The sequence below is a fragment of the Erythrobacter litoralis genome (genome assembly GCF_001719165.1).
GTDB lineage: Bacteria > Pseudomonadota > Alphaproteobacteria > Sphingomonadales > Sphingomonadaceae > Erythrobacter > Erythrobacter litoralis.
In genome coordinates this window covers 517,207-537,375 of sequence record NZ_CP017057.1, presented here as the reverse complement: position 1 = coordinate 537,375, position 20,169 = coordinate 517,207, and the positions used below count along the sequence as shown (strand labels likewise).

Sequence of the window (20,169 nt, the reverse complement as noted above, 5' to 3'; positions counted from 1 at the left end):
TATCCGGCACCCCGCAACAAAGCCCGGCGATGACCCTGCGCGCGAAGACCTATCATCAGCTCTTCGCCTCTTCCCGGCGCGACGGCCGCCTCACTCTCACCGATCGGGTGGTCCTCGTCGCGATCCTCGCGTCGGTCGTGGTAGCGATCATCGGCACCGAACGGGCCTTCGCGACGGAGAACCGCAGCGCGATCCTGTGGGCCGAATTCGGCTTCGGCCTCTTTTTCCTGGCTGAATACTGCACGCGGCTATGGGCTGTCGCCGAACGCGCCGGGCCGGAAGGAGACTGGACGAAACGGTTCGCATGGATGCGCTCCTTCTTCGCGCTGATCGACCTGTTCGTGGTGATCGTCACGCTCGTCCCGTTCGTGCTGACAGGCGCTCCGATCCTGCGCCTGCTGCGGCTGTTCCGGCTTGCAGCGCTGCTCAAGTTCGGGCGGTTTTCCATGGCGCTGAAGGCGCTCGGGTCGGCGGTGATCGAGCGGCGCTATGACCTGTACGTGACGGGCGCGCTCGCCATGGTGCTCTTGCTGGGCGGTGCGACCGCGCTCTATTGGGCGGAGGGCAAGGTGCAGCCCGAGGCCTTCGGCTCGATCCCGCGTGCGATGTGGTGGTCCGTCATCACGCTGACCACGGTCGGCTATGGCGATGTCTCGCCCCTGACCCCGCTCGGCAAGGTGCTGGCAGCCTTCGTCGCGATCGGCGGGATCGGGCTCGTCGCCATGCCCACGGGCATCATCGCTGCGGCCTTCTCGGACGCGATGCAGGCCTATCGCGACAAGATCGACCCCGCGGACGAGGAAAATCCGATGCCATGACCAAAGACCAGATCTTCGAGTTCTTCCGCCGCCTCGCGGAGGACAATCCAGAGCCCGAGACCGAGCTCGAATACGGCAATGCCTACCAGCTCGTCGTCGCGGTCGCCTTGAGCGCGCAGGCGACCGATGTCGGCGTCAACAAGGCGACGCGCGCTTTGTTCGAGCGGGTGAAGACCCCTCAGCGGATGCTTGATCTCGGGCTCGATGGGCTGACGCAGCACATCAGGACGATCGGCCTGTTCAATTCCAAGGCGAAGAACGTCATCGCGCTCTCGCAATTGCTGGTCGACGAATATGGCGGCGAGGTGCCCGACACGCGCGAGGATCTCGTCAGGCTTCCCGGGGTCGGGCGCAAGACCGCCAATGTCGTGCTCAATTGCTGGTTCCGGCAGGAAACCTTCGCGGTCGACACCCATATCCTGCGCGTCGGCAATCGCACCGGGCTGGCCAAGGGCAAGACACCCGAGCAGGTCGAGGCGAAGCTGGAGAAGCGGGTGCCGCAACCCTTTCGCCTCCACGCCCATCATTGGCTGATCCTGCACGGGCGCTATGTCTGCAAGGCGCGCACGCCGGAATGCTGGCGGTGCCCGGTCGCGGACCTGTGCAGCTATCGCAAGAAGGTGCTAGAAGACCCGAAACAGGGGAAGAACAAGACCGTGCGCGCCTGATCAGGGGCGATCGAGGCAGCGCCGACAAGGAGAGGACAATGCCAAGACCCCTGACCTTCACCATCCTTTCGCTCACTGCGCTTGCCGCGGCCTGCGCTCCAGTGGAGGAGGGCGAACGCTCGAGCGAGCCCACTGCCTACGATCCGCCCGTGCGCGTGGTGGGAGAGGCGCGAAACTGCATCCCGCTCGCCCAGATCCGACAGACCCCGGTGAGGAGCGACGACGTGATCGATTTCGAGATGCGCGGCGGCCGCGTCTACCGCAACGTGCTGCCCAATTCCTGCCCGCAGCTCGGCCTGTGGGAAGCCTTCACCTACGACACCGAGATCAGCCAGCTGTGCAGCGCGGAGATCATCTACACGCTCCAGCAGATCGGCGGCGGCGTGCAGCGCGGCGCGGGCTGCGGGCTGGGCCGGTTCGTGCCGGTCGAATATGTCGACGAGGACGAGGGCGAATAGGCCGTGCGCCTACCCCGGAATTCAGCCGCCATTCACGCGTTTCTGGCGAAATTCCTCCGGCAGAATCAGGCAGGAGAAGGGAGTATGGCGACTTTCCGCAAGGCTTCGGCAAAAGGCGGGGCGCTCGCCTTCGGCCTTCTCCTGATAGGCTGCGCGGGCGCCTCGCCCGGCCCCGGGTCGCTCGAAGGCAAGGTCGCCAATGCCCGCATCTGGCCCGCCGAGGCGAGCATGTTCGTGCGCAACACGGCCGGGCCGCGCCGCTGCCTCCAGACCGCCAACACCTTCTTCGTCGTCAATGACGATCAGAGCATCATCTTCATGAATGATGGACGGTTCTATCTCAATCGCCTCCAATCGCGCTGCGAGGGCGTGCTGATCGACGGCTTCACTCGAGGCGCGGGCTTCGGGAGGCAGCAGATCTGTTCGGGCATGGCCATCACGCTCGACGACCAGTTCGGCGGCAACCCGAATGCGCAATGTCATCTCGGCAGTTTCGAGCCGCTCGAAGTGGTGGGCCCGGACGAGGCGGGCGAGAAGATCGTGCTCAATGAAGGCGAGACGCTACGCCGCCCGCGCTGATCAGGGCCGTGCGGCGGCGGGAGACGTGCCCTCGTAAAGGTCGCCGGGCGGAGGGCCGGAATGATGGATGCGCCGCACCTTCCATTCTTTGTCGAGCGTCAGGAGATAGGACATGACGCCTTCGGTTTGCGCGGTGCTGCCGTCCTCGTAGACGGTGTCATCCTCGACCGCGACCGTGACATGGACCTCGGAAGGGGAGAGCACGAGGGGGCGGAATTCGCTTTCGTCGATCGAATAGCGCGCCACGCCCTGCATCCACTGCTCGGAAAGAATGGCCGGGAAGGCATCCGCCTCGAGCACCTGGTCGAAGAAGACATATTCGAAATCGGGCGAATGGTGCGCGGCGATGGCGTCGAAATCGAGCGCTTCCCATTGCGCGTGATAGGCCCTGATCGCCTCGATCGCCGCTTCGGATAGTCGCTCTTCGTCGAAGGCCGCCGGTTCGCTCGCGGCATCGGCGCACCCCGCGAGCGCCAGCATGAGCGCACCTGCTGTCAGAGCGGCGCGCCGCTCAGACATCGTCCGCGCTGATCATCTCGGCCCGGTCGAGTTCGCCGGTCAGGCTCGCCACCGTGGTCGCCACCGCGGCATCGCCCGAGACATTGGTGGTGGTCCGCATCATGTCCATGATCCTGTCGACGCCGGCGACCAGCGCAATCGTCTCGAGTGGGACGCCCACTGCACCGAACACCAGAACCATCATGATGAGACCCGCCCCCGGAATCCCCGCCGCGCCGATCGCGCCCAGCGTGCCGAGGATCGAGATCGTGAAGTAATCCGCCCATGACAGGTCGACGCCGAAGGCCTGCGCCCCGAACAAGGTCGCAAGACCGAGATACATCGCGGTCCCGTTCATGTTGATCGTCGCGCCCAGCGCGATGATGAAGCTCGCGACCGAATTGGAAACCCCAAGGTTCCGCTCGGCACAGCGCAGGGTGACGGGCAGCGTCGCATTGGAACTTGCGGTCGAATAGCTGACCGCGATGGCGTCCGCGATACCGCGAAAGAAGTCGATCACGGGCAGGCGCGCGATCAGCTTGATCATCCCGCCATAGACGATTCCGATGATCAGGAAGCATCCCAGATAGTTGAGCGCAACGAGGAAGCCGAGCGCCTGCAACGCCTCCAGCCCAAGCGTCCCTGCAACCCACGCCATCAGCGCGAAGACTCCGAACGGGGTCAGCTCCATCACGATCATCGTCACCTTCTGCATGACGACGCTGCCGCTCTCGAAGATCTTCAGGACCGGTTCGCCCTCTTCCTTCGCCATCAGGATGCCGATCCCGATAAGCAGCGAGAACACGATCAGCGGCAGGACATTGACATCGGCCATGACCTGGACCGGGCTGGAGGGGACGACCTCGAGGATCATGTCCTGAAAGCTCTGCGCGTTTTCGCGCCGGTCATTGGCCTTCTCGAGCGCGGCCGGATCAAGCGCCATGCTGCGCCCGTCGATCCCCGATCCGGGCGCCAGCAGCGTCCCGATCGCAAGGCCGAGCCACACCGCGATCTGCCCCGTCACCACGAACAGCACGAGCGCGCGCCAGCCGACGCTGCCGAGTTTTCTGAGATCGCCGATGCTCGCGACGCCGGCGACGAGGCTGAAGAAGATCAGCGGCACGACCAGCATCTTGATGAAGGCGATGAAGATGTCGCCGATGATCTTGATGCTCTCAGCGCCCGGCCCCCAAAGGAAACCGACCACGATGCCGAGGATCAGCGCGCCGATCACGCGCTGCCACAGCGGTATTGCGAACCACGTTTTCATCGCGGTGCTACGCCCCCTGCTTCATGTCGAGCGCCAGAGCCCCCTTGGCAACGCGCGCATAGATACGAGCTAGCGCATCGAGGTCGGGTATGGCCACAGCTTCGTCGCGCTTGTGCATCGTCGCGTTGCACAGGCCGAATTCGATCACCGGGCACACGGCGCGCAGGAACCGCGCATCGGACGTGCCCCCGGTGGTCGACTGTTCGGGCGCACTGCCGGTTTCGGCCTCGATCGCCCCGGCGACCAGCGCCGAAAACGCCCCCGGTTCGGTCAGGAACGGCTCGCCGGAAATGATCGGGAGCGCGGTGCCGCCATGCTTCTCGGCAATGGCGACGACGCGTTCGGACAGGCTCGCGCCCGAATGAAGGTCGTTGAAACGGATCGAGATGCGCGCCTTGGCCTGCGCGGGGATCACGTTGTGCGCACGGTTGCCGACTTCGATGTCCGTGATCTCGAGATTGGAAGGCTGAAACCAGTCGGTCCCGGTGTCGAGCATCAGCGCATCGAGTTCGGCCAGCATCGCGACGAGTTTCGGGATCGGATTGTCGGCGAGATGCGGATAGGCGACATGACCCTGCGTGCCCTCGACCGTCAGCCAGATATTGACCGAGCCGCGCCGCCCGATCTTCATCATGTCGCCCAGCCGGTGAAAGCTGGTAGGCTCTCCCACGAGGCACAGGTCGGGAATCGCGCCTTCGGCCGTCATGTAATCGATCAGCGCGCGCGTGCCGTGGAGCGCGGGGCCTTCCTCGTCGCCGGTGATGATGAAGCTTATCGTGCCAGCCTCGCGCGGGACGTCCTCGACCGCCGTCACCATGGCGGCGATCGCGCTCTTCATGTCGACCGCACCGCGTCCATGAAGGAGTTCGCCGCGCACGGTCGGCTCGAACGGGTCGCTCGCCCAGCCCTCACCCGGCGGAACCACGTCGAGATGCCCCGCAAAGGCGAAATGGGAGGAGCCCTCAGGCCCCATCCGGATCGCGAAGAGGTTCTCTACCGGAGCCTCGTCGCTGCCTTCCTCGCCCTCTCCGCGCCTGAAGCGGTGGACCGCGAAGCCCAGCGGAATCAGCATCGCTTCGAGTTCGTCGAAAACGGCGCCCGTGGCGGGCGTCACGCTGGGCGCGGCGATCAGCCGCTTGGCAAGTTCGAGGGTTTTGCTCATGCTTACCCCGCTAGCAGGAGAATGCGCCCATGCCCAAGCTCGATCTGGAGGCGATCGAACGGACCAATGCGACGGGCTATCCCGCGCCGTTCGATGAAAAGGTGCGCGGTCGCCGGTATCGCAGGCTCGCAGGGCCAGCGGGCCTGACCCGGATGGGAGCGAGCCATGTCGTGCTCGAACCGGGCGCATGGTCCTCGCAGCGGCACTGGCACAGCGAACTCGATGAGCTCGTGGTGGTCATTGCGGGCGAGGGGGTGCTGGTCGAAGATGCGGGCGAGAGAGTGGTCCGGCCGGGCGACGTCCTCGCTTGGCCTGCGGGCCATGCGAACGGGCATCACCTGCAGAACCGTTCCGAAGAGCCCTTCGTCTATGTCGCCATCAGCGCCGGCGACGCCGCGAATGACACAGGGGTCTATTCCGACATCGACATGACCTTCGGCCCCGACGGCTATTTCCGCAGGGACGGAAGCCGCTACGATACCGAGCGCCTTCCCTGACCTTGCCCGGCGGCCTCGATATCGCGGGGTTCGCGCTCGCCGTGCTGCTGGTCGAACTTACGCCGGGGCCGAACATGGGCTGGCTGGTCGCGCTTACCCTTTCGCAAGGACGGCGCGCCGGGCTCGGGGCGATCGGCGGGATCGCGCTTGGTCTCGCGGCCAATGCGGGGGCAAGCGTGATCGCGGCGAGCTGGCTGCTGCGGCGGAGCGAGGGGCTTGCGCAGGCCATGGCGGTGCTCGGCGCGGCGATGATGGCTTGGCTCGCATGGCAGGCGTGGCGCGAGGCGGGCGAAAGCTCGACCGCGAGCACACCGCAAAGCCCATCGCAGCGGCATTTCCTCGCCGGGTTCCTGATCAACCTTCTGAACCCGAAAGCGACGCTGTTCTTCGTGACGGTGATGCCGCAATTCGTGTCCGGCGCGCGGCCGACCTATGGCGAAGGCCTCGTGCTTGCCGGGGTCAGCGTCGCCATTGCGACCGCGATCCATCTCGCCCTGATCCTGGGCGCGGAACGGCTGCGCGGGCTGCTCGCCTCCAGCGCGCGCGAAGCGGCGGTCAGGCGCGTGCTCGCTCTCGCCATGCTGGCGGTCGGCGCGTGGTTCCTGGCGAAAGCCTTTGCCTAGCGCGCGGGCGGCGGCAGGGGGCCCGGGGCGAAAGCGCTTTCGAGCAGTTCGGCGATGCGGATGCCCGCCTGCTGCACGCGGCGCTTCGCGATGGGCACGCCGCGCACGATGTCTTCCTGGGTTAGCTTGGTTTCCGCGGGCAGTTCGGCCTCGCAGACATTCTCGGTGTCGAAGGCAGTCGGATAAACGAAGCTGCGGCTGATCTGCCAGCTCTCGCGGCCCCAGTCGGCGGGCGTGCCGCCGCCCAGTTCCGCCCGTTCGGCGGCGGAATAGCGGCGGACCACCGGGTCGGCCGGATCGCTGATCGCGCGCTCGGCGAGCGGGCCGTCCCATATGCTGTGCAGGTTTAGCCCCGGCTTGATCCCGTAATAGGCCCTGCGATCGTTTCCGCCGCGATCGTCCCTGTCGCCCGAATGGAGCGGCATGTGCACGTCGCCTGCGAAATGGACCATGAAAGCGAGTGCCTCCAGCCGGACATTGTCGGGCAGGCTTTCATCGGCAAGCACGCGGTGGGCGCGCTCGATCTGGCCGGTGACGCAGGATCCGCCCGGGCAGTTCCGACGCGCGTCATATGCCTCGCAGATCGGAGCGGTGCGATAATGCCATGCCGCGGTGTAGCCCCAGCGCCAGTAATCGCGCCGGATGCAATCGGGCCACACGCTCGCATCCTCGATCGTCGCGAGCGCGCAGCCTGGCGTGCCGAGCAGCTTTTCGGCAGCCATCAGCCGGCGGATCTTGGCACGGGTCTCGGGGGAGACATTGGCCTCGGCGATCTCGGCGGTCTTCCGGTGGGCATAAAAGCCCCATGCCAGCGCCTGCGACGGCACGAGCACCGTAGCCAGCAGCGCCAGCGCCGCGATCAGCGCGGGCATGCTCACATGACGGTTTCGTATTGCTCGATCACCCATTGTTCGTTCTCTGCCGCCTCGATCCAGTTTCGCATCCAGTCGTGTTCCCAGACCGCCTGCATATAGCTCTGCGCGAATCCCGGAACCCCGATCCCATAGGTGATGAAGCGCGATACCACGGGCGCGTAGAAGATGTCCGCCGCGCCGAAGGTCCCGAACAGGAACGGCCCGCCCTTGCCATGCCGCGCGCGGGCCTCCGCCCACAGGCCGAGGATGCGCACGATATCGTGGCGGGTTTCGTCGGTCACGTCCCCCAGCTGGGCGCGGCGCCGGATGTTCATCGGCATTTCCCTGCGCAGCGATAGATAGGAGGAATGCATTTCCGCCACCATAGCGCGGGCCATGCCGCGCGCGGTGTCCTCCTTGGGCCAGAAGCGGTCGCGCCCGACCTTGTCGGCGAGATATTCCATGATCGCAAGGCTGTCCCAGATCACCGTCTCGCCGTCCCACAGGATCGGGACCTTGCCGCTCGATGGCTGCATTTCGTCGTGCTTGGCCCGCTCCCATTCCTCGCCCTTCATGGGCACTGTGATTTCCTCGAAATGGAGGCCCGATTGTTTCGCCGCGAGCCAGCCGCGCAGCGACCAGCTCGAATAGTTCTTGTTGCCGATGATGAGCTTCATGGCTTTCCTGCTCCACCTTGCGGGCGCCACGTCTGCAAAGGCCGCGCGGCTACCAGTCCCGCAGGTAGGCATACAGGCTTGGGCTGTCGAGGCTGATCGGGCTAGACGGGCGCGCAGCAAACGGAGATTCGATCACCCATGAGCCTGCCCCCGTTCCACCTCGCCTTCCCGGTCGACGACCTCGCCGCCGCGCGCGCCTTCTATGGCGGGGTGATGGGCTGTGCGGAGGGACGGTCCTGCGACGAATGGATCGATTTCGATTTCCATGGCCACCAGATCGTCGCCCATCTTGCTCCCGGCGGGGCCGGCGACCGCGCAAGCAACCATGTCGACGGCCACGGCGTCCCGGTTCCCCATTTCGGACTGGTGCTGGGCATGGCCGACTGGGAAGCGCTCGCCGAACGCCTCCGCGGGGCCGGATGCGATTTCGTGATCGAGCCGACCGTGCGCTTCAGGGGGCAGCCCGGCGAACAGGCGACGATGTTCCTGCGCGATCCGGCGGGCAACGCTCTCGAATTCAAGGCTTTCGCGGATCCGGGCCAGCTCTTCGCGACCGAATAGCTCCGGATCAGGCGGTGCGTCCGCCGTCGACCGGCAGGACCGCGCCGGTCATGAAACCCGGAGCCTCGCGCAGCAGCCAGCACACGAGATCGGCAATCTCGCCCATGTCGCCGAAGCGCTGAACGGGGGTCGCCAGCCGCAGGGTCTCGAACAGGTCGGGCATGTTCGCCTCGAAGGCGCGGAATTTCTCGGTCGCGATGATCCCGGGCGCGATCGCGTTGATGACCATGCCCTGGTCGGCATAGTCGAGCGCGGCCGAACGGGTGAGGCCGATGAGGCCCCATTTAGCGGCGGAATAATCGCTCATCGCCTTCGTTCCGCGCAGCCCCCCGGTCGAGGCGGTGTTGACGATCCTTCCCCCGCCGCCGCGCAGCATCAGCGGAATTTCGTGCCGCATGAGGTGAAAGACCGAAGTGAGATTGACCGCGAGCGTCGCATCCCAGCGTTCGGGCGGGGTTTCGTCGAGCGGCGAATCGCCGAGCGTGTCGCCGAGATTGTTGAACGCGCCGTCAAGCCGCCCGTGCGCGCTCTCGATCCGTCCGATCAATGCCGCAACGCTGGCGGGATCGGTGCCGTCGAAGGCCATCGCCTCGCCGCTTCCCCCGACAGCCTCGATCTCGCCCGCCAGTTCCTCCAGCGCGTCGAGCCTGCGTGCGGCGACGACGACATGGCTTCCGCTCGCGCCCAGTTTCAGCGCGGTCTGGCGTCCCATGCCCGAACTTGCACCGGCGACGAGATGGATGGATCTATCCGGCATTGATGTCCTCCAGAAAGGCTTCGATCGCGGCGGCCTTTGCCGCTTCGCCATCGCAGCCGCGCACCAGCCGCGCGCCTTTGACGAGCCCCGCGATCTCCTCGCTCGCCGGATCGAGCGCGCCGGTCCCATCCGACAGCACCAGCACCGGCAGGTCGAGCCGCGCCAGCGCAGCGCGCACCTCGTGGCGAAAGACCGCCTCGTACGGGCGGTGATATATCTCGAGATTGCTCAGCACTTCGAGGGTGAGATCGTGCAGCAAACGCGGGTCGAGATCGCCGCCCGCGCGCAGATGCGCAGCGTCTTTCTCGAAATGGGGGAAGAAGATCATCTGGTCGCGAATGAAATGCCACGCCCAGTGGAACTGGCTGCCGGTGTCGTCGGGCGCCTTGCGCGGTGCATAGCGCGCGAGGAATTCGGCACGCATGGCATCGTCCAGCAGCGCAACGCCGTCCAGGATCAGCGCAGCGACCTGGCGAGGCTCGGCGAGCGCCCATTCCACCGCGACATGCGCCCCGGTATGCGTCCCGTAAAGCGCGAGCCTTTCCATCCCGAGAGCGGCCGATGCGCGCGCCAGCATGTCGGCGAAATCGGCCATTGCGGGCTCGGATGCGACAGGTGCGCAGGACAGCCCGTTGCAGGGCGTGTCGAAGGCGACGAGGTCGCGTCCCGCGCCCATCGCATCCATCAGGCCGGCGAGCGAGCGCGAGGAAGATGGTGAGGCATGGAGCATGGCAAGCGGCAGGGCTTCGCACGCACCTGCCCGGCGGCGCAGATGGATCTGGCCTTCCTCGATCGCGGCATAGGCCTTTTCGATCCGCATTGCCGAACCCGCTCCCTTTCGCCTCCCCGCGATAGCTAGGGAAAGGGCGATGAGAGAGACGAATGCCGCGCGCCTATGTCCGCACAGCGAGAAAGTCCTTCGCGCTCAGGCGAACCATTCCTCGCCCAGCGCATCGGCCACCACCGCCGCTCTCAGCGCGGCGATGCCCATGCCCTTTTCCGCACTGGTGAGGTGAAGTTCGGGAAAAGCTGCCGGGTGCTTGCGCGCTTCGTCGGCGACGCTGTTCGCTACGCGTTCGAGATCGCTCGCCTTGATCTTGTCGGCCTTGGTCAGGACGATGCGATAGCCCACTGCCGCCTCATCAAGCATTCGCATCATCTCGCGATCGACCTCCTTGAGGCCATGGCGGCTGTCGACCAGCACGAGGTTGCGCGCGAGCACCTGCCGCCCGCGCAGATAGCTCTTCACCAGGTTCTTCCAGCGTTCGACCACCTTCACCGGCGCCTTGGCGAAACCATAGCCTGGCATGTCGACCAATCGGAACAAGGTCGGCTCGCCCACTTCAAAGAAGTTGAGCTCCTGCGTGCGGCCCGGCGTGACCGACGCGCGGGCGATCGCCTTGCGGCCAGTGAGCGCGTTGAGAAGCGAGGATTTGCCGACATTGCTTCGCCCGCAGAAGGCGATCTCGGGCACGGTCGGATCGGGCAGGAATTTCAGCTGCGGAGCGGACAGAAGGAACTCGACCCGGCCTGAAAACAGGCGCGATGCGGCGTCTTCCCGGGCCTGCCGTTCGCGCTCCTGCGCCGCATCGGGGGTGCCGGTCACGCCTTGCCCTTCTTCGTATCCTTGTCCTCGCCCGCCTTCTTTCTAGCCATCTCCTGCTTGTCCTTCTCCGCCTGCGCGCGAAGCTGGGGATGGCGCGAATAGAGATAGCTTTGCTGGGCGAGCGTGAGGAGGTTCGAGGTCACCCAGTAAAGCAGCAGGCCGGCGGCAAACGGCGCCATGACGAACATCAGGATCCACGGCATGATGTTGAAGATCTGCTGCTGCATCGGGTCCATCGCGGATGGATTGAGCCGGAATGTCAGCCACATCGTGACGCCGAGCAGGATCGCCAACGGCCCGATCGCGAGGAAGCCTACGACCTCGTACGGCAACAGGCCGAACAGGTTGAGGATATGCGCAGGGTCGGGCGCGGAAAGGTCCACGATCCACAGCGCAAAGGGTTCGTGGCGCATGTCGATCGCGAGGATGAGCACCTTGTAGAGCGCGAAGAAGATCGGAATCTGGACGAGCAGCGGCAGGCACCCGGCAAGCGGGTTCACCTTCTCGTCCTTGTAGAGCTTCATGATCTCCTGCTGCTGCTTCTGCTTGTCGTCCTTGTAGCGCTCCTGGATCGCCTTCATCTTGGGCTGCACGGCCTTCATCTGGGCCATGCTTGAGAATTGCTTCTGCGCAATCGGGAAGAGCAGGCCGCGGATGACGACCGTCATCAGGATGATCGCGACACCGAAATTGCCGACCAGCGCATTGAGATTGCGCAGCAGCCAGAGCAGCGGTTTCTCGAGGATCTGGAACCAACCCCACGAAATCGCGAGCCCGAAATTCTCGATGCCGAGATTGTCGGCATAGGCATCGAGCAGTTCGCTCTCCTTCGCGCCGACGAACAGGCGGCTCTGCTGGGAAATCGTCTGCCCCGCCGGAACGGGCTGCGCGTCATAGCGAAGCTCGGTGCTGAAAAGATTGTTGCCGAGCGAATAGAAGCCCGCCCGATTGACGTCGCCCGCACCTTCCGAGGGGATCAGAGCGGACAGCCAGTAGCGATCGGTGAAGCCCAGCCAGGCGGGATTGCCAGCGGGCGTATCGCGGCCGAGCTCGGTCAGTTCCTCGTAATTGTTGCCGTCGAACAGCGTCCCCCCGAAAACCCCGACGGGGCCGGAATGGACGAGGAATTCGTCCGCGGTGGCGGTACGATCGGTGCGCTTGAGCAGCGCGAAGGGCTGCACGATCGCCCCGTCCGACCCGGTATTGGCGACGCTCTGGCGCGCGGTGATCATGTAATTGTCGTCGATCGAAAGTTCGATCCGGTAGGTCAGATCGCCGGCCTGGTGTGTCAGGGTTACCGGCGTTTCGGGCGTGAGGCGTTCGCCGCTCGCCTGCCAGAGAGTGTTCGCGGGAAGCTTGCCGTTGCCGGTGACGAAACCGAATTCGGCGAAATGCTGCGCCTCGGTGCGGTCGGGCGCGAACAGGCGGACGGGACCCGAATTGTTGTCGACCGTCTCGCGGTGGTCCTTGAGCACGATGTCGTCGATCCGCGCCCCGACGAGGTTGATCGAGCCCGCAATGCGCGGGGCGTCGATCGCAACCCGCGTCTCGCTGGCAAGCGCGGCGGACAGGTCGACCGGGCCGCTCATCGCATCCGTCCCGGGCGCCGCTGCGTCCACGGCCCCGCCCGGGCTGGCGCTGGCGAGGTCGCCCGCTGCCGCACCTTCGACAGCGGAGGCGGCGGGCGCATCGCCTTCTGGCGAAACCGCTGCGCTGATCGATGCCTCGGGATAGAAATAGCGCATGCCGTAATCCCAACCCACGATCAGCAGGAAGGAAAGCGCCGCAGCGATAACGAGATTGCGAGTGTCCAAGATGGCTTTTTTCCGAAAAGGCGTCGTTGCGTGTTCTGGTCGTGATACCGGGCGCGTATCCGTCCGGCAGGCCCCTCAGGGAACCGGGTCGTAGCCGTGGCCGCCCCAAGGGTGGCAGCGCATTAGCCGCTTAATCGCCATCCATCCACCCTTGAGCGCACCATGGCGCGACAGCGCCTCAATCGCGTACTGGCTGCAGGACGGGGCATAGCGACAGGTCGGCGGCAGGATTCGCGAGGGGCCGAGCTGCCAGGCGCGCGCGAAGACGATAAGGACATGTTTCATGATTGCTGGGCTCCGCTGGGAGATCGCGTGCGAGCCTAGAGCGGGTTGACCGCGCGGTCCATCTCGGGCGGACTCATTGCTTCGCGCCCGCGCGGCTCCCGCGGCGCGGGCGACGGCCCCTTCCGGGATCGGACCGGCCGGCGCGGGCGCGTTCAAGCGCCTGGACCAGTTCGGCTTTCATGAGATGGAAATCGCGCTCGATCCCCCCGCTGCGCCCGATCAGGACGTGATCATGATCGGGAAGTCCGTGTTCCGACAGCACAGCGCGCAGCAGCTCGCGAAAGCGGCGCTTCATCCGGTTGCGCACGACCGCATTGCCGATCTTCTTGGTGACGGTGATCCCGTAACGCATCCCCTCTGCCCCGTTGGGCCGGGTGAGGAGCACGAAACCGGCCCGCGCGTTGCGCAGGCCGCGGTTCGCGGCGAGGAAATCGGCGCGGCGGGTGAGGACGTCAGTCACGCGTCCGGTCTCAAACGCAAAAAGCCCCCGGAAGGGGGCTCGGCAAGAATGCGGGCCGGACCGGTCATGCCGCCTGCCCTCAGGCTACCGGGCACGCGGGACATCCCCCGCGCGCAGCCGGAATCACGCGGAAAGCTTCTTACGGCCGCGACGGCGACGCAGGCGCAGGACCTTGCGGCCACCGGGGGTTGCCTTGCGCGCGAAAAAGCCGTGGCGGCGCTTGCGCACGAGATTGCTTGGCTGGAAAGTCCGCTTCATGTCGTCCTCGATATACTGGCAGGCCGGGTTCGCCTAACAAGCGCTTTCCGGTCCGTCTCGTTCCGATTGCAGCGATAAGGCATGGCCCGGCCGCAACATCAACAGGCGCGCGCCACTATGGGATGGCGGCTCGCGAGTCAAGCCTGCAAGGGTGTCGAGGGCACATCGCCCCTTCAGATTTCGAGCCTGCCAAACGCGCCCCAGGCCAGCGTCGCCGCAGTGACGTCGGCATAGTCGATGCCCGGCTGGGCCAGCGCTCCGGGGAACCGCGCAAGCGCGCCCGGCTCGGGTAGGTCGATCGCCGGCAAGGCGATCGCGCCCTCGACGAAGGAGAAGGCCGGCGCAGGGGCGGCGATCCTCTGCGCCAGGGTCCGCTGCGGACCGCCGTGATGCCATTCCGAGGCGATCCAGTGGCGCATCTCGTCGGCTCGCAGCCACAGGGCGCTGGCATGCGGGACCGAATTGGTCATCGCATAAAAGGCGCGCGCGCGCTGTTCGCTCAGCCCCATCTCGACGTAATAGTCGATATACATGCGATGGGCGGGCGCGTCGGGTGCGAAGTCTTCCGCCTCGCGGCCATGGCTGTCGAGCCAGCTGTGCACCGCGAACAGCGCGCCCGGGGCGATCGTACGAGCCTGCCCTGCAAGGAACAGCTCGACCGCGCCGGAGCGCACCGATCCGCCCGCAGGAACGTGCGTCGCGATCCCGGCGGCGCGGATCCGCCGGCCGAGCGCGAGGTTCGCTATGTCATTGCTGGTTCCCGGCGCCTCGACCAGTTCGATCATCGCAAGATCCGGAAAATCGCGCAGCATGGCGTCGAACTGGCTGGGCGTCGCCGCGTCGGTCGCGCCGAGCAGGGCGGCGCGGTGTTCGTCGATCACCCGGAAAGGCCCGTATCGCAGCGCCGACGCAGCCCCCGGAACACCGCGCGGGACGGGCAGCGCATGGCGCGAGGCGGCAAGCCCCTGCCGGGTAATGGCGACGGCGGGGACAATATCGCTCGTTCGAGAAACGGGGCGCACCACCGGTTCGCTCACCCGGACCCACCGCCCGAGGGCCGGGTCCCATTCCTCGACCCACCGCTCGACCATCACCGTTCGGGTTCCGGCCGGCGACATGGCACCCCCGCTCTGGCCGACATGATGCTGCGCCGAGGCGGCACCGGGCAGGAGCGCGAGATGGATCAAGGCAAGAAGCAGAGCGGCAAGCTTTTGCATGGCCGCAGAAATGGACTTGCCGTGGCTTCGATTTTGCCAAGGATTATGCTTTCAAAGGTATTGCGCACGGGTACGTAGCCGCTCGACAAGTCTCTCTTTACCCTGCACTCTCGCCCCTACGGCTGGGCTTTGCGGGGAGGGCGCCGTGGTCGCTCTGGTGAGAACGGTGGCCTCTCTCGGGCTCGAGGCACGCAAGGTCGAGGTGCAGTGCCAGGTCGCGTCCGGCCTTCCGCGCTTCGCGATCGTCGGGCTTGCCGACAAGGCGGTGAGCGAGAGCCGCGAGCGGGTTCAGGCGGCGCTTTCGGCGATGGGCCTGTCGCTCCCGCCCAAGCGGATCACGATCAACCTATCGCCGGCCGACCTGCCCAAGGACGGATCGCATTACGACCTGCCGATCGCGCTCGCCCTGCTAGCGGCGATGGGCGTCACCGATGCCGAGCAATTGGGCGACTGGATCGCGGTCGGCGAACTCGCATTGGACGGGCGCATCGTCGCGAGCCCCGGCGTGCTCGTCGCCGCGCTCCATGCGAGCGAGGCGGAGGCGGGCCTCATCTGCCCCGCAGAGCAAGGCCCCGAAGCGCGCTGGGCGAGCGGGATACCGGTGCTCGCGCCGAAGGACCTGTCGAGCCTGCTCTCCCATCTCAAGGGTTCGACCGTCCTGCCCGAACCGGAACGCGGCGGCATCGCCGAGGCGGCGCCCGCGCCCGACCTTGCGCGGGTCAAGGGGCAGGAGACCGCCAAGCGCGCGCTCGAGATCGCAGCGGCGGGCGGGCACAACCTGCTGATGGTCGGCCCGCCCGGATCGGGCAAGAGCCTGCTTGCAAGCTGCCTTCCCGGCATCCTTCCCGAGCTGACCCCTACCGAAGCGCTCGAAGTGTCGATGGTGCAATCTGTCGCAGGCGCGCTCGAAGCCGGGCGGATCAGCCGCGCGCGACCCTTCCGCGCGCCGCACCATTCGGCGAGCATGGCGGCGCTCACCGGCGGCGGGCTGAAAGTACGCCCGGGAGAGGTCAGCCTCGCCCATCTCGGCGTCCTGTTCCTCGACGAACTGCCCGAATTCCAGCGAGCCGTGCTCGATTCGCTGCGCCAGCCGTTCGAAACGGGCCAGGTCGATGTCGCGCGCGCCAATGCCCATGTCACCTTTCCGGCTCGGGTCCAGCTGATCGCGGCGATGAATCCGTGCCGCTGCGGCCATGCGGGCGAGCCGGGCCATGTCTGCGCACGGGGTCCCCGCTGCTCGAGCGAATATCAGGCGCGGCTTTCGGGCCCGCTGCTCGACCGGATCGACCTCCATGTCCATGTCGCTGCGGTCTCGGCGATGGACCTCGCTTTGCCGCCGCCAAGCGAGGTCAGCGCGGCGGTCGCCGCACGGGTCGCGGCGGCGCGCGAAGTCCAGAAGGCGCGCGGCGTACGTTCCAATGCCGAGCTCGAAGGCGAGAAGCTCGAGACGTTCGGCGCGCCCGACGAAGCGGGCCGGGTGCTGCTGATGCAGGCGGCGGAAAAGCTGCGCCTGTCCGCGCGCGCCTATACCAGGATGCTGAGGGTTGCGCGCACGATCGCGGACCTGACAGGAAGCGACGGCGTGGGAAGGGTCCACATAGCCGAGGCTTTGAGCTATCGCCAGTTCATCGGCACCAGATAGCAATCGGACCCACTCATCGACTTCGACCCCGCCTGGCTGATCCAGATCGCCGCCGCGCTGATGCTGTTCGCGTTCTTCATCCGCGACGAGCTGCCGCTGCGTTCGCTCATCATCGTCTCGACGATCATCTACATAGCCTATTACTACTTCGCGCTCGACCCGCCCTTGTGGGACGCGATCGTCACGAGCGTGCTGATGATCTTCGCGAATCTCTACGTGCTCGGACAGGTCCTGCTCGAACGCACGACCTTCCGCCTATCGCCCGACGAGAAGCGCCTGTTCGATGCATTCGAAACGCTCACGCCGGGCCAGTTCAGGCGCGTTCTGAAAATCGCCCGGTGGCAGGTCGCCGACGACCCGGAGGGCACCGTCCTCACCCGCGAAGCCGAACCTTCGGGCGCACTCTTCTATGTGTTCGACGGGATCATATCGGTCCAGAAAGGCGAGCGCATTTTCCGCCTGCCCGAGGGCAATTTCGTGGGCGAAATCGCCTTCGTCCTGAAACGCAAGACGACCGCGACCACGGTCGCTCCGCAGGGCGTGCGATATGTCGAGTGGGATGCGGACGCTCTGCGGAAAGTCGGGCGTCGTTATCCCAATCTCGGCAATGCTCTCAATGCCCTGCTAACCCGCGACCTCGCCAGGAAACTGGGCGCGAGTTACCGCCCCGACGACGCGCTGCCACCGACACGGGAAAGCGTCGAACTGCTCGAAGCGGCGGAGTGACAAGGCGGCCGGATCGCCTCGCCGACAGATGGATTCTGCCATGAGCGACGAATCCTGCTAGCGAGGAGCGCCCCTCTCTCCGCACGAGCCGAGCTTGCCCCGACTTTCCTTGCCCCCCGCCCATCAGCCTCCAGCCGATCATTCCGCGCCGTTTCCTGCAGCCGGCGGCGCGGATGATGGCGCGCTCCGCCGCCGGGTCGCCGGTATCGCGGCGACGATCCTCGCCGAACTGGCGATCATCGCCCTGCTGCTGACGCTCGGGTGGAATGTCACCCAGGGTGATCCCGATTCGCCCGCACCGGTGACGTTCGAGGCGCGCAACGTGGCGCAGGAGGAGACCGCTCCAGCGGTCGAGGAAGCAGTGCCTGAGGCCGCCGAAAGCGAGGTCGAGCCGGTGCCGCGGCCTCCCGAACCGGAGCGGGCGGAGCAGCCACCGCTCGAACCGCCCGAAGTGCCGCTTCCCTCTGCCCTGGAGCCGCCGGTGCCGCTGCGCCCGTCCCCCCAGCCCTCCCCGCCGCCCGCCCCGCCCGCGGCCCAGCCGGAAAAGCGGCCTTCCCCCCCGAAGGCGGTGATCCGGCCCGGCCGTAACTACGGTCCGGCCGATACCGGCCCGCCAGGCGCTGCGAATGACAGCGAACGCGTCGGGACCGCGCCCAATGGCGAGCCGATGTATGCCGCGCGCTGGTATCGCGAACCCACGCGGCAGGAACTCGCCGGCTATCTCTCGACCGCCTCGGGCCCGGGCAGCGCCTTGATCGTGTGCAGGACCGTTCCCGATTTTCGGGTCGAGGATTGCGAACTGCTCGGCGAAAACCCGTCCGGATCGCAGATCGGGCGCGCCGTGCTGGCGGCCACCTGGCAATTCCGCGTGCGTCCCGCGGTCGTCGGTGGCCGTTCCCAGGTCGGGTCGTGGGTGCGGATAAGGATCGACTACCGGCAGGTCGTCAGGCGCTGAAGGATTCGCGGATGACGGCGATGAATTCGGCCCCGTAGGTCTCCAGTTTCTTGGCGCCCACGCCCTGCAATTCGCCCAGTTCGCGCAGCGTTTCGGGCCGGTGCGTCGCCATGTCGCGCAGCACGCTGTCGTGGAAGATGACATAGGCGGGCACGCCCCGCTCGCTCGCCAGCTCCTTGCGCTTGGCGCGCAGCGCGTCGAACAGCGGATCGCCGATCGGGTTCGCCGCCTGCGTGCGGGCTTTGCGGCGCTTCTTCGCCGGGGGTTCGGCAATGGCGACCGGCCGCTCGCCCTTGAGCACCGCGCGCGCCGACGGTCCCAGCGCGAGGCCGCCATGTTCGGTCGTCACCAGCATGCCGTGCGCCGTGAGGCTGCGCATCAGCGGGCGCAGCAGCGGCGCCTCGTCTTCGCCGACGATGCCGTAGACGGACAGACTGTCATGCCCGCGCTGGCGCACGCGATCATCCTCGCGGCCGAGCAGGACCTTCTCGACATGGCCCATGCCGAAGCTCTGCCCGGTGCGGTACACCGCAGAAAGCAGCTTGCGCGCGAGCTCGGTCGTATCGACGACCTTGGGCGGGTTGTCGCAATTGTCGCAATTGCCGCAGGCTAGGGGCGGATCCTCGCCGAAATGCTTCAGGAGGATCGCGCGGCGGCAGCCCGGTGTCTCGACCAGCCCGGCAAGGGCGTCGAGCCGGGCGCGCTCGCTGGCGAGGCGATGCTCCTCAACCTCGGACAGGCGCTGGCGGGCGCGGGCGAAATCGTTGGGGCTCCACAGCAGCGCGGCTTCCGCCGGGTCCCCGTCGCGCCCGGCGCGGCCGGTTTCCTGGTAATAGGCTTCGATCGATTTGGGGAGGCCCGCATGGACGACGAAGCGCACGTCGGGCTTGTCGATCCCCATGCCGAAGGCGATGGTCGCGACCATCACCATGTCCTCCGAGCCGACGAATTGGGCCTGCACCGCGCTGCGCCGCTCAGGGGGCAGGCCGGCATGGTAGAAGCTGGTCGGGCGACCCGTCTTCGCGATATGCTGCGCGATCTGCTCGGTCGCGGCGCGGCTGGTGGCGTAGACGATCCCCGCCCCGCTCGTGCGTTTCACGAAATCGGCGACCTGCTGGCCCGCATTGCCGCGCGGATGGATGGCATAGCGGATGTTGGGCCGATCGAAGCCGGCGACGATCAGGCCGTCTTCGGGTATGCCGAGCTGGCGCAGCACGTCGCTGCGCGTCACTTCGTCCGCAGTCGCGGTGAGCGCGAGACGCGGGATATCGGGAAATCGGTCGAGCACGGGGCGCAGCATCCGGTAATCGGGCCGGAAATCGTGCCCCCATTCGGACACGCAATGCGCCTCGTCGATCGCGAAGAGCGACAGCCGCGCCTGCGCCAGAAGCGCTTCGAAACCGGGCGTGGTGGCACGTTCAGGCGCGACATAGAGGAGGTCGAGTTCGCCGGCCCGCAGCGCCTCGGCGGTCGCGGCGTTGTCGGCATCGGCCGAGGTCATAGAGGCGGCGCGGATGCCGAGCGCATCGGCGGCGCGGATCTGGTCGTGCATCAGCGCGATCAGGGGCGAAATGACGATGGCCGTGCCGTCGAGCGCGAGCGCGGGGAGCTGATAGCAGAGCGACTTGCCCGCCCCCGTCGGCATCAGGGCGAGCGTCGGCAGCCCCGCGAGTACGCGGGTGACGACCGCCTCCTGCTGCCCGCGAAAGCCGGAAAAGCCGAAAGTGCGGCGCAGGATGTCGTGGACGTCCGCCGCGGCGACCCGGCTCATGTCTCACCTGTTT

Annotated in this window: 24 protein-coding genes; 10 read left to right on the top strand and 14 right to left on the bottom strand. The window is 66.6% G+C overall.

Going from position 1 to position 20,169, the window contains the following annotated elements; translation table 11 throughout:
- The first annotated feature begins 29 nt into the window (after window positions 1-29).
- The 4 genes from Ga0102493_RS02530 to Ga0102493_RS02515 all read left to right on the top strand — a co-directional run bounded on the left by Ga0102493_RS02530 (window position 30) and on the right by Ga0102493_RS02515 (window position 2,523).
- Window positions 30-818, top strand: coding sequence for an ion transporter (locus Ga0102493_RS02530; protein ID WP_034905376.1), 789 nt, complete (start codon window positions 30-32; stop codon window positions 816-818).
- A complete protein-coding gene (nth, locus tag Ga0102493_RS02525) occupies window positions 815-1,486 on the top strand; it encodes an endonuclease III (RefSeq protein ID WP_034905375.1) in 672 nt (223 codons plus the stop codon). The genes Ga0102493_RS02530 and nth overlap by 4 nt, the downstream gene beginning before the upstream one ends.
- Window positions 1,487-1,524: 38 nt before the next feature.
- Window positions 1,525-1,944, top strand: a complete 420-nt coding sequence (locus Ga0102493_RS02520) for a hypothetical protein (RefSeq protein ID WP_034905374.1) — start codon at window positions 1,525-1,527, stop codon at window positions 1,942-1,944.
- 84 nt (window positions 1,945-2,028) lie between these two features.
- Window positions 2,029-2,523, top strand: coding sequence for a hypothetical protein (locus tag Ga0102493_RS02515; RefSeq protein ID WP_034905373.1), 495 nt, complete (start codon window positions 2,029-2,031; stop codon window positions 2,521-2,523).
- Here the strand turns inward: Ga0102493_RS02515 and Ga0102493_RS02510 are convergent, their stop codons facing one another.
- Genes Ga0102493_RS02510 through dapE form a run of 3 tightly spaced genes read right to left on the bottom strand, consistent with a single transcriptional unit; the run spans window position 2,524 to window position 5,453 of the window.
- A complete protein-coding gene (locus Ga0102493_RS02510; protein WP_150132401.1) occupies window positions 2,524-3,042 on the bottom strand; it encodes a Cif family virulence factor in 519 nt (172 codons plus the stop codon).
- Window positions 3,035-4,291, bottom strand: coding sequence for a dicarboxylate/amino acid:cation symporter (locus Ga0102493_RS02505; protein ID WP_034905369.1), 1,257 nt, complete (start codon window positions 4,289-4,291; stop codon window positions 3,035-3,037). Before Ga0102493_RS02505 ends, Ga0102493_RS02510 begins: the two co-directional genes overlap by 8 nt.
- 7 nt (window positions 4,292-4,298) lie before the next feature.
- Complete coding sequence (gene dapE / locus Ga0102493_RS02500; protein ID WP_034905367.1) at window positions 4,299-5,453, bottom strand: succinyl-diaminopimelate desuccinylase; 1,155 nt, start codon at window positions 5,451-5,453, stop codon at window positions 4,299-4,301.
- A 29-nt stretch (window positions 5,454-5,482) separates the two neighbouring features.
- Here dapE and Ga0102493_RS02495 point away from each other — a divergent pair, with 29 nt between their 5' ends.
- Together Ga0102493_RS02495 and Ga0102493_RS02490 are read left to right on the top strand one after the other, a co-directional pair.
- Window positions 5,483-5,950 carry a cupin domain-containing protein gene (locus tag Ga0102493_RS02495; RefSeq protein WP_034905365.1) on the top strand — a complete coding sequence of 156 codons (468 nt, stop codon included), beginning with the start codon at window positions 5,483-5,485 and terminating at the stop codon, window positions 5,948-5,950.
- A gap of 2 nt (window positions 5,951-5,952) precedes the next feature.
- On the top strand, window positions 5,953-6,573 hold the full coding sequence (locus Ga0102493_RS02490) for a LysE family translocator (protein ID WP_051698234.1): 621 nt from the start codon (window positions 5,953-5,955) through the stop codon (window positions 6,571-6,573).
- On the opposite strand, the gene Ga0102493_RS02485 is transcribed toward Ga0102493_RS02490, so the two are convergent.
- Together Ga0102493_RS02485 and Ga0102493_RS02480 are read right to left on the bottom strand one after the other, a co-directional pair.
- Window positions 6,570-7,445: a S1/P1 nuclease gene (locus tag Ga0102493_RS02485; RefSeq protein ID WP_034905362.1), complete on the bottom strand. Its 876-nt coding sequence runs from the start codon at window positions 7,443-7,445 to the stop codon at window positions 6,570-6,572. The genes Ga0102493_RS02490 and Ga0102493_RS02485 overlap by 4 nt on opposite strands.
- Window positions 7,446-7,447: 2 nt before the next feature.
- Window positions 7,448-8,104 (bottom strand): glutathione S-transferase family protein, encoded by a 657-nt coding sequence (locus Ga0102493_RS02480; RefSeq protein ID WP_034905360.1) that lies wholly within the window; start codon window positions 8,102-8,104, stop codon window positions 7,448-7,450.
- Window positions 8,105-8,242: 138 nt separating this feature from the next.
- Here Ga0102493_RS02480 and Ga0102493_RS02475 point away from each other — a divergent pair, with 138 nt between their 5' ends.
- Entirely contained in the window at window positions 8,243-8,665 is a 423-nt protein-coding gene (locus Ga0102493_RS02475; RefSeq protein ID WP_034905358.1) for a VOC family protein, read from the top strand.
- A 7-nt stretch (window positions 8,666-8,672) separates the two neighbouring features.
- Here the strand turns inward: Ga0102493_RS02475 and Ga0102493_RS02470 are convergent, their stop codons facing one another.
- The 8 genes from Ga0102493_RS02470 to Ga0102493_RS02440 all read right to left on the bottom strand — a co-directional run bounded on the left by Ga0102493_RS02470 (window position 8,673) and on the right by Ga0102493_RS02440 (window position 15,062).
- Window positions 8,673-9,422 (bottom strand): SDR family NAD(P)-dependent oxidoreductase, encoded by a 750-nt coding sequence (locus Ga0102493_RS02470; RefSeq protein WP_034905356.1) that lies wholly within the window; start codon window positions 9,420-9,422, stop codon window positions 8,673-8,675.
- The gene (locus Ga0102493_RS15885) at window positions 9,412-10,242 is read right to left on the bottom strand and encodes an alpha/beta fold hydrolase (RefSeq protein WP_051698231.1); all 831 of its coding nucleotides are present in this window, start codon (window positions 10,240-10,242) and stop codon (window positions 9,412-9,414) included. The genes Ga0102493_RS02470 and Ga0102493_RS15885 overlap by 11 nt, the downstream gene beginning before the upstream one ends.
- Before the next feature lie 105 nt (window positions 10,243-10,347).
- Window positions 10,348-11,028: a ribosome biogenesis GTP-binding protein YihA/YsxC gene (gene yihA, locus Ga0102493_RS02460; protein WP_034905353.1), complete on the bottom strand. Its 681-nt coding sequence runs from the start codon at window positions 11,026-11,028 to the stop codon at window positions 10,348-10,350.
- Window positions 11,025-12,845, bottom strand: a complete 1,821-nt coding sequence (gene yidC, locus Ga0102493_RS02455) for a membrane protein insertase YidC (RefSeq protein ID WP_034905351.1) — start codon at window positions 12,843-12,845, stop codon at window positions 11,025-11,027. Before yidC ends, yihA begins: the two co-directional genes overlap by 4 nt.
- Window positions 12,846-12,917: 72 nt before the next feature.
- Window positions 12,918-13,127 carry a membrane protein insertion efficiency factor YidD gene (yidD, locus tag Ga0102493_RS15625; RefSeq protein ID WP_418251652.1) on the bottom strand — a complete coding sequence of 70 codons (210 nt, stop codon included), beginning with the start codon at window positions 13,125-13,127 and terminating at the stop codon, window positions 12,918-12,920.
- Between the two features lie 73 nt (window positions 13,128-13,200).
- Window positions 13,201-13,587: a ribonuclease P protein component gene (rnpA, locus tag Ga0102493_RS02450; protein WP_034905348.1), complete on the bottom strand. Its 387-nt coding sequence runs from the start codon at window positions 13,585-13,587 to the stop codon at window positions 13,201-13,203.
- Between the two features lie 123 nt (window positions 13,588-13,710).
- Window positions 13,711-13,845, bottom strand: a complete 135-nt coding sequence (gene rpmH, locus Ga0102493_RS02445; protein WP_034905346.1) for a 50S ribosomal protein L34 — start codon at window positions 13,843-13,845, stop codon at window positions 13,711-13,713.
- Between the two features lie 173 nt (window positions 13,846-14,018).
- Window positions 14,019-15,062 carry a hypothetical protein gene (locus Ga0102493_RS02440; protein ID WP_051698230.1) on the bottom strand — a complete coding sequence of 348 codons (1,044 nt, stop codon included), beginning with the start codon at window positions 15,060-15,062 and terminating at the stop codon, window positions 14,019-14,021.
- A gap of 145 nt (window positions 15,063-15,207) precedes the next feature.
- Between Ga0102493_RS02440 and Ga0102493_RS02435 the strand changes: the two genes are divergently transcribed.
- The 3 genes from Ga0102493_RS02435 to Ga0102493_RS02425 all read left to right on the top strand — a co-directional run bounded on the left by Ga0102493_RS02435 (window position 15,208) and on the right by Ga0102493_RS02425 (window position 18,385).
- Window positions 15,208-16,704, top strand: a complete 1,497-nt coding sequence (locus tag Ga0102493_RS02435) for a YifB family Mg chelatase-like AAA ATPase (RefSeq protein WP_034905344.1) — start codon at window positions 15,208-15,210, stop codon at window positions 16,702-16,704.
- Window positions 16,705-16,764: 60 nt separating this feature from the next.
- Complete coding sequence (locus Ga0102493_RS02430; RefSeq protein ID WP_034905343.1) at window positions 16,765-17,430, top strand: cyclic nucleotide-binding domain-containing protein; 666 nt, start codon at window positions 16,765-16,767, stop codon at window positions 17,428-17,430.
- Between the two features lie 94 nt (window positions 17,431-17,524).
- The gene (locus Ga0102493_RS02425) at window positions 17,525-18,385 is read left to right on the top strand and encodes a hypothetical protein (RefSeq protein WP_150132400.1); all 861 of its coding nucleotides are present in this window, start codon (window positions 17,525-17,527) and stop codon (window positions 18,383-18,385) included.
- Here Ga0102493_RS02425 and recQ read toward each other — a convergent pair.
- Window positions 18,375-20,156 (bottom strand): DNA helicase RecQ, encoded by a 1,782-nt coding sequence (recQ, locus tag Ga0102493_RS02420; protein ID WP_034905340.1) that lies wholly within the window; start codon window positions 20,154-20,156, stop codon window positions 18,375-18,377. The two genes, Ga0102493_RS02425 and recQ, sit on opposite strands and share 11 nt — an antisense overlap.
- Window positions 20,157-20,169 lie beyond the last annotated feature (13 nt).

Bases quoted from the DNA above. Each gene is read 5' to 3' on its own strand.
- Ga0102493_RS02530 (WP_034905376.1), top strand. From the start codon at position 30: ATGACCCTGCGCGCGAAGACCTATCATCAGCTCTTCGCCTCTTCCCGG.
- nth (WP_034905375.1), top strand. From the start codon at position 815: ATGACCAAAGACCAGATCTTCGAGTTCTTCCGCCGCCTCGCGGAGGAC.
- Ga0102493_RS02520 (WP_034905374.1), top strand. From the start codon at position 1,525: ATGCCAAGACCCCTGACCTTCACCATCCTTTCGCTCACTGCGCTTGCC.
- Ga0102493_RS02515 (WP_034905373.1), top strand. From the start codon at position 2,029: ATGGCGACTTTCCGCAAGGCTTCGGCAAAAGGCGGGGCGCTCGCCTTC.
- Ga0102493_RS02510 (WP_150132401.1), bottom strand. From the start codon at position 3,042: ATGTCTGAGCGGCGCGCCGCTCTGACAGCAGGTGCGCTCATGCTGGCG.
- Ga0102493_RS02505 (WP_034905369.1), bottom strand. From the start codon at position 4,291: ATGAAAACGTGGTTCGCAATACCGCTGTGGCAGCGCGTGATCGGCGCG.
- dapE (WP_034905367.1), bottom strand. From the start codon at position 5,453: ATGAGCAAAACCCTCGAACTTGCCAAGCGGCTGATCGCCGCGCCCAGC.
- Ga0102493_RS02495 (WP_034905365.1), top strand. From the start codon at position 5,483: ATGCCCAAGCTCGATCTGGAGGCGATCGAACGGACCAATGCGACGGGC.
- Ga0102493_RS02485 (WP_034905362.1), bottom strand. From the start codon at position 7,445: ATGCCCGCGCTGATCGCGGCGCTGGCGCTGCTGGCTACGGTGCTCGTG.
- Ga0102493_RS02480 (WP_034905360.1), bottom strand. From the start codon at position 8,104: ATGAAGCTCATCATCGGCAACAAGAACTATTCGAGCTGGTCGCTGCGC.
- Ga0102493_RS02475 (WP_034905358.1), top strand. From the start codon at position 8,243: ATGAGCCTGCCCCCGTTCCACCTCGCCTTCCCGGTCGACGACCTCGCC.
- Ga0102493_RS02470 (WP_034905356.1), bottom strand. From the start codon at position 9,422: ATGCCGGATAGATCCATCCATCTCGTCGCCGGTGCAAGTTCGGGCATG.
- Ga0102493_RS15885 (WP_051698231.1), bottom strand. From the start codon at position 10,242: ATGCGGATCGAAAAGGCCTATGCCGCGATCGAGGAAGGCCAGATCCAT.
- yidD (WP_418251652.1), bottom strand. From the start codon at position 13,127: ATGAAACATGTCCTTATCGTCTTCGCGCGCGCCTGGCAGCTCGGCCCC.
- rpmH (WP_034905346.1), bottom strand. From the start codon at position 13,845: ATGAAGCGGACTTTCCAGCCAAGCAATCTCGTGCGCAAGCGCCGCCAC.
- Ga0102493_RS02440 (WP_051698230.1), bottom strand. From the start codon at position 15,062: ATGCAAAAGCTTGCCGCTCTGCTTCTTGCCTTGATCCATCTCGCGCTC.
- Ga0102493_RS02430 (WP_034905343.1), top strand. From the start codon at position 16,765: ATGCTGTTCGCGTTCTTCATCCGCGACGAGCTGCCGCTGCGTTCGCTC.
- recQ (WP_034905340.1), bottom strand. From the start codon at position 20,156: ATGAGCCGGGTCGCCGCGGCGGACGTCCACGACATCCTGCGCCGCACT.